We start from the raw sequence: 6,105 nt of genomic DNA on the forward strand, positions 1-6,105 counted from the left end.
GTGAAGGAGAACTGATGCTCGTCTCAACCGTCTCGGCGAGTTTCGACGACGCCGCCTCCGCGGTGAACTTCGGCGGCGAGATGCTGGGGATCGTCGCCTTCGCGGCGTCCGGCGCCCTGCTCGCCGTGCGTCGGGACCTCGACATCGTGGGGATCGTGCTCCTCGCCGCAGCGACGGCGTTGGGCGGCGGCATCATCCGCGATGTGATCATCGGCAAGACGCCGCCCACCGCGTTCACCGACCTGTGGCTGGTGGCGGCGGCCGTCGTGACCGGGCTGATCATCTTCTTCTGGCAGCCGCCGGTTCGACTCACCCGGTGGCCCTTGGAGATCACCGACGCCGTCGGACTCGGCCTGTTCGCGGTGACCGGGACGGTGATCGCCTACGACTTCGGGCTGGCCGCGCCGAGTGCGGCCATGCTGGGCATCACCACCGGCATCGGCGGCGGCATCGTGCGTGACGTGCTGTCGGGGCACGTGCCCGCGGTGCTTCGTCCGGGCGAGCACCTGTATGCGATCCCGGCTCTGGGCGGTGCCGCGGCGACCGCCGTGCTCCTGCAGTTCGACCTCTACACCGCGTGGAGCGGCTTGCTCTGTGCGGCCCTGGTGGTGGCCGTGCGCATCGCCTCCCTGAAGTTCGGCTGGCACGGCCCCCGCCCGAGGTCGGCCGCGCGAGGCGACCGCACGTGACGTGCTTGCAGGGCTAGCGCGACACTAGCGCGGAGCAGATGCGTTCCGTCGGGCGTCGGGGGCGGTGCGTGCCTGGGCCTCGGCGAGACCGAGCTGGAGGAGTAGCAGCGCATCGTCGAAGACGCCTGCGGCCTTGGTGCTGACACCGCAGACACCGTCGGATTCGCCCGGAGTCTTGACGAAGACCTGCTCCATGGCCGTCGACGGGTTGAAGGTGTCGTCCACCAGCTGTCCGAGACGCTGCGCCATCGGGTTGCACCATTCGCCGTTGGTGACGTTGCCGCCGTTGCGCGAGGTGTCGACCATGCCCTTGAGCGGCTTGCCGTACGCGGTCGCGATGTCGCCGATGTACTTCTCGGTCGCGGCGGTGGGCTTGAAGTTGGAGACGTTCGCCGAGACGTGCGTGATGTTGGCGCCCTTGGCCGCGATGCGCTTCATCAGGTTCGAGGTGTCGGTGGGCGTCCGCCAACCCGCGGTGCCGACGTCGAGGTAAGTGGTGGTGCCGGCGTTGCTCGACAGCTTGGTGAGGGCATAGGCGAGCAGGTCCACCCGCTCCTGCTGCTGGGTGTTCGACAGCTCGAGCGTCTGTGGCAGGGCGTCCGGTTCGAGGACGATGACGGCGCGGGCGGGGCCGATTGCTCCGGAGACCCGGTCGATCCACTGCTTGTACTCGGTGCCGTTGGCGGCGCCGCCACCGGAATGACTGCCGAGGTCGCGGTTGGGGATGTGATAGAGCGCGATCACCGGCACGGCGTTCTTCGCGGTGCCCTCGGCTACCAGTCGGGTGACCTCGGGGACGCCGTCGCCGCCGACCCACTGCGCGACCGGGGTCTTGAGCAGATCGTTGATCCTCGCCTTGAGCCCGGCGTCGCTTGTGGCGGCGGCCATGCGTTCGAGGTTGCCGGTGTAGGATACGCGCGCCCCGGTGAGGTAGGGGAGGGTCGCGGAAGGGATGCCGGGATCGATCGGCGGAGTTCCGCCGGGACCGCTGCCGTTGTCGCCGCCGTCGACGGTGCCGAGGCTGCCGTTGGTGGGCAGGAGAGGCATCTGTGGGATCTGCGGCAGCGCGGGGATCGGCAGGGCGTTGGCGGGACTGGGCGCGACGAGTGCCGAGGCCGCCAGCGAGGCGGTCACGGCCATCGTCGCCCACGCGCGGCCGACCCGTCGTCGCGAACCGGGAGTCACACTAGTCTCATTAGTCACACCAGCATCCTACGTAACTTTGATAACAGGTCCGTTTCGGTCGCGTCACGTCCTGAAACGGCTCGCGGCCGATGAGGTTCACACCTCATCGGCCGCGAGTCTACGGGGTGAGAGCGGTCAGGGCTTCTCGGCGATGTCCATCTGATCGAGCTGGAGCCACATCAGGTTGTTGTCGAAGTGGCCTGCCTTCTGCTTGCTGGCGCCGCAGACGCCGTCGGACTCGGCCGGACGCTTGATGAACACTTCTTCGAACAGTTCCTGGGGATCGAAGACGGTGTCCGTGGTTGCGCCGATGCGTGCCCACGCGGGATTGCACCACTGCCGATCTGGAGTCGGTGCGCCGTTCCGCGAGACGTCCATCAGGGTGTACAGCGGTCGACCGAACTCCTTCGAGATGGCTTCTGAGTACTCCCGCGTCTCTTCGGTGGTTCGGAAGTTCGAGATGTTCAGCGCGATTCCGGGGATCTCCGTGCCGACCTTCTCCACGCGGGTCAGCAGCGACGCGGTCTGTCTCGCCGACCGCCACCCGCTGTTGCCCGCATCGAGGTAGACGGCGGTGTTCGGGTTGTTCTCAGCGAACAGTTTCAAGGTTCCGGCGAGCAGTCGGACGCGCTCACTGGCCTCCTCGGTGGTGGTCATGTCCGGGATATGCGCGAGCGCATCCGGTTCGACGACGACGACGGCATCGCGCGTGCCGATCCGTTCGCTGATGCCTCGGGCCCACTTCTGGTACTCGACGGCGGTCCCGGCGCCACCGGCCGAGAACTGCTCGAGATCGCGGTCGGGGATGTGGTAGAGGACGATCACCGGAACGGCGCCGTCGGCGGCGTCGAGTGCACGGGTCACCGAGTCGTCGTCGCCGTCGCCGACCACCCACTCGGCGACCGGCTGCTCCTGCAGGTGCTTGACGGCGTTGAGAGCGGTCTCCGTCGTGTAGTTGCCGTAGGCGGTCTGGTACTGCTCGAGCGCCTTCTGGAGGTTGTTGTAGTACACCGGCGTGGTGGCCAGCGAGTAGTCCGATTCAACCGGGGCCAGCCTGCCGGGCGGCGGCTGGTTGGGCGGAAGCGGTTCGTCGCTGCTGCACGCGGTGAGCGCGAGCGGGGCCGCGACCAGAGCGCTCAGGGCCAGCGCGGACAGTCGTCGGCGCATCACTGGACCATCACCCACCGGGAGTCGCTGGACAGGCCTTGATCGTCGTTGACGATCAGCATGTAATTCCCCTTCGGCATCAGTGCGGACGACGTGGGCAGGCGGACGGAGAAGCTGTCGCCGTCCTGCTTGAACGGAATATCGACCGCGCGGATGTTGGTGTCGGTGATGTGCGTGGTGGACGCGGGCACGAACATGCGGACCGAGGTGATCTTGGTGCCGCCTGCCTTCGGCTTCAGCTGGAACGTGCCGCTGGTGCCGAGGCGAAGCTTCTTCGGCCCTTCGGTGACCGTGGGCTTCACCAGGCCGTCACGCTGGGCGCGGAAGAACTCCGGCGGCGTGAAGATCTCGAGACGCTTCTCGAACTTGCCGGGCTTGGTGTTCTTCGGGTCGGAGAAGAGCGGATCCGATCCCGCGGTGATGATCTGCCCGTTCGTCAGCATGCTGGCGCTGGAGTGGTAGTTGCGACCGACCAGCGGGTCGGCGATGCGACGCAGCTTGCCGTTCTCGGACAGGATGTACGCCTTGAGCGTGTCGCTCTTGTCGATGCCGCGGTACCGCTGGGCGCCATGGGTGATCAGCAGTTCGCCGTTCGGCAACGGAACCAGGTTCGGGTAGCGAGTGGGATCCTCGAGCTTGCCGAAGGGCTTGAACCGCGGCTTCTTCTCGTTGAGGTCGATGATGTCGATGCGGTCGGTGGTCCGCAGCGAATCGCCGACGCCGCCGCCGCCGACGACGACCATCCGCTGCTTGTTGACCGGGCCCAGCCATGCGGCGGAGCCGGTCTCGAGCAGATCGGGATCGCGGAGGCCGGGCACCGGACGGAAGGTGTTGTTCTCCAGGTTCCAGAAACCGGGCTCGCGCGCCTTGGTTGCCGGACCCCAGCCGGTGCTCGGGCCGGCGAAGAACATCTCCAGCGGACGCAGCGTGGAGAAGATCGCGGGGTAGGTCGGGAAGAACCGCTTCATCTCCGGGCGCTCGGTCCACGCCTTGGTGGTGGGGTCGTAGGTCTCGATCTCGCCGTCGAGGATGGTGCCCGCGTTATCGAGGCCGGAGATGGCCATGACCTTGCCGCTGGGCAGGGTGGTGAGCGTCGGGTACCAGCGGGCAAACTTCATGTCGCCGACGCGCTCGTACTCCTCGGTGACTGGGTTGAACTCGAACGAGTCGTCGATGCCCTGGTACTCGTACTTCTCCATGGTCAGCTTGGGTGCGTACGCGTGGATGTTCGACGCCTCGTACGAGTCGAGGCCCAGGCCCACCTTGAAGGGGTGGTTGGTCATGATGACGCCGTCGGCGCCTTCGACCTCGGACTTCACGAAAACGCGGCGCTCGACGGGGGTGACCTCGTAGGTCCACTCGTCCTTGTTGGCCGGCGGGACGACGATGGTGGCGTCGGACCGGTACTTGTTGCCGTTCTTGTTGGAGGTGAAGACCGTCCCCTTGGGGATGGTGTAGCCCTTGTCGGGGTTCTCGTTCACGACGACCATCGCGCCGCCTGCGTGGGTGACGTTCTTGCTGAGCTTCTCGTAACCCTTGGTTCCGCCGGCCACCAGGATGTTGCCGTGCTGCAGGTGCGCGTGGCCGCCGCAGAACATGTCGACGGGGGTGTCGACGTGCTTCACCGACCCGCTGACGGGGTCGTACACGATGGTCTTGAACGTGCCGGCCTCGAACATCTCCCGGTTGTTGCCCGACCCGGCGATCAGCAGGAGCTTGCCGGTCGGCAGCACCGTGCTGTGGATGGCCTGGATCTCCTGATCCTCGCCGAGGTCGATGATGTCCCACTTGCCGTTCTCGGCCATGTAATCGATCGAATTGATCAGACGGTCATGCATGATGTTGCGCACGAGCGTCGTAGCGGGCGGCGCGGAGATGGCACCCACGGTGAGGACCGCGGCGGCAATGATCAGCCACCGCCACCAGCGGCTCGCGGCCTTCTTGAAGAACGGCATATCGGACCTTTCGGCTTATCTTTCAGCGCACGATACCCCAGTGCGCGAAGGTGTTCAGCTTGGGCTGCCGGTACGGCGACGGCGAGTCCAGTGCACGAAGCGCGAGGCAAGCCAGATGAGGATCGGGGCGATGGCGAGCAGGCCCGCGATGACCGGCCAAGCCAGGGTCTCGACGGCGACTCTCTCGCGGTCGAAGATGAGCCAGATGATCCCGACGTAGACCGCGACCCAGAAGACATTGTGTCGGAAGGTGAACAGCGAGTCGTTGGCGCTGTTCTTGCCCTTCGGCGTCACGTCGAACGTCGGATTGGCGGTCACGAACGATTTGATCATCGATGCCGCGTAGATCGGTGCCGCCGCGACGCTCATGAACATGCCGAAGACGCCCCACGAATTGGTGGTCTCGAACGGGCTGACGTTGTAGCGGCGAGCGGCGATGAAGCAGTACACCTGGAGCGCGATGGTCCACGTGTAGAACAGGATCCAGTGCTCCGGACTCACCACCGTGCCGCTGTCGCCGTACCAGGCGAACAGGCCGGAGTTGACCGCGCCGAGAACCCACGTCAGGCCCATCACGGGGTAGAACGCCATCAGCAGGGTGTAGTGCAGGACGCGCCGAGGGTGTCGCCACATCTGCGCCATCTGCTTGATGAACGGTCCGGCGATGACGTGTCGGATGGCGCCGGTCGCCCAGCGATTCTGCCGCTTGAAGTAGTCGCCCCAGGTGACCGGGCCCTCGCCGTGCGCCAAGACGTCGGGGGTGTAGACCGCCCGCCACTCCTTGCCGGTCTCGGGATTGCGCTTGGTGAGCGCTTTTAGGCCGGTGGCGAGATCCTCGGTGATCGATGGCTGGGCGCCGCCGATCTGGTCGAAGACCGCGGTGCGGATCGCGTAGTTGGTACCGACCAGCATCGGACCGCCGTAGGAGTTGGCGGCCGACTGGATGAGCGAGTGGAACACGAACTGCTGGGACTCGGCGAGCTTGGGCACCGTGCGGTCGACGGCGTTTCCGTAGGCCTGCGGCGCCGACACATACGCGACGTTCGGGTCGTTGAAGTAGCAGGTGAGTCGGGTGGTCAGCTCGGGGAGCGGCACGTGGTCCGGATCGA

The 6,105-nt window shown here is 66.3% G+C and carries 5 protein-coding genes; 1 reads left to right on the forward strand and 4 read right to left on the reverse strand.

Features of this window, described 5'->3' with window-relative positions; all coding sequences use genetic code 11:
• The first annotated feature begins 14 nt into the window (after window positions 1-14).
• Entirely contained in the window at window positions 15-689 is a 675-nt protein-coding gene (locus GX543_RS11305) for a TRIC cation channel family protein (RefSeq protein WP_290852009.1), read from the forward strand.
• A gap of 24 nt (window positions 690-713) precedes the next feature.
• Here GX543_RS11305 and GX543_RS11310 read toward each other — a convergent pair whose 3' ends face one another.
• From GX543_RS11310 to GX543_RS11325, 4 genes are all read right to left on the reverse strand, one after another.
• Entirely contained in the window at window positions 714-1,892 is a 1,179-nt protein-coding gene (locus GX543_RS11310) for a glycoside hydrolase family 6 protein (protein ID WP_290852005.1), read from the reverse strand.
• A 117-nt stretch (window positions 1,893-2,009) separates the two neighbouring features.
• A complete protein-coding gene (locus GX543_RS11315; RefSeq protein WP_290852006.1) occupies window positions 2,010-3,059 on the reverse strand; it encodes a glycoside hydrolase family 6 protein in 1,050 nt (349 codons plus the stop codon).
• Complete coding sequence (locus tag GX543_RS11320) at window positions 3,041-4,996, reverse strand: galactose oxidase early set domain-containing protein (protein ID WP_290852007.1); 1,956 nt, start codon at window positions 4,994-4,996, stop codon at window positions 3,041-3,043. The genes GX543_RS11315 and GX543_RS11320 overlap by 19 nt, the downstream gene beginning before the upstream one ends.
• Before the next feature lie 54 nt (window positions 4,997-5,050).
• The coding region (locus tag GX543_RS11325) for a glycosyltransferase family 2 protein (RefSeq protein ID WP_290852008.1) at window positions 5,051-6,105 on the reverse strand (1,055 nt) is incomplete at its 5' end.

Source organism: Gordonia sp. (in: high G+C Gram-positive bacteria) (genome assembly GCF_012515855.1).
Taxonomy (GTDB): Bacteria; Actinomycetota; Actinomycetes; order Mycobacteriales; family Mycobacteriaceae; genus Gordonia.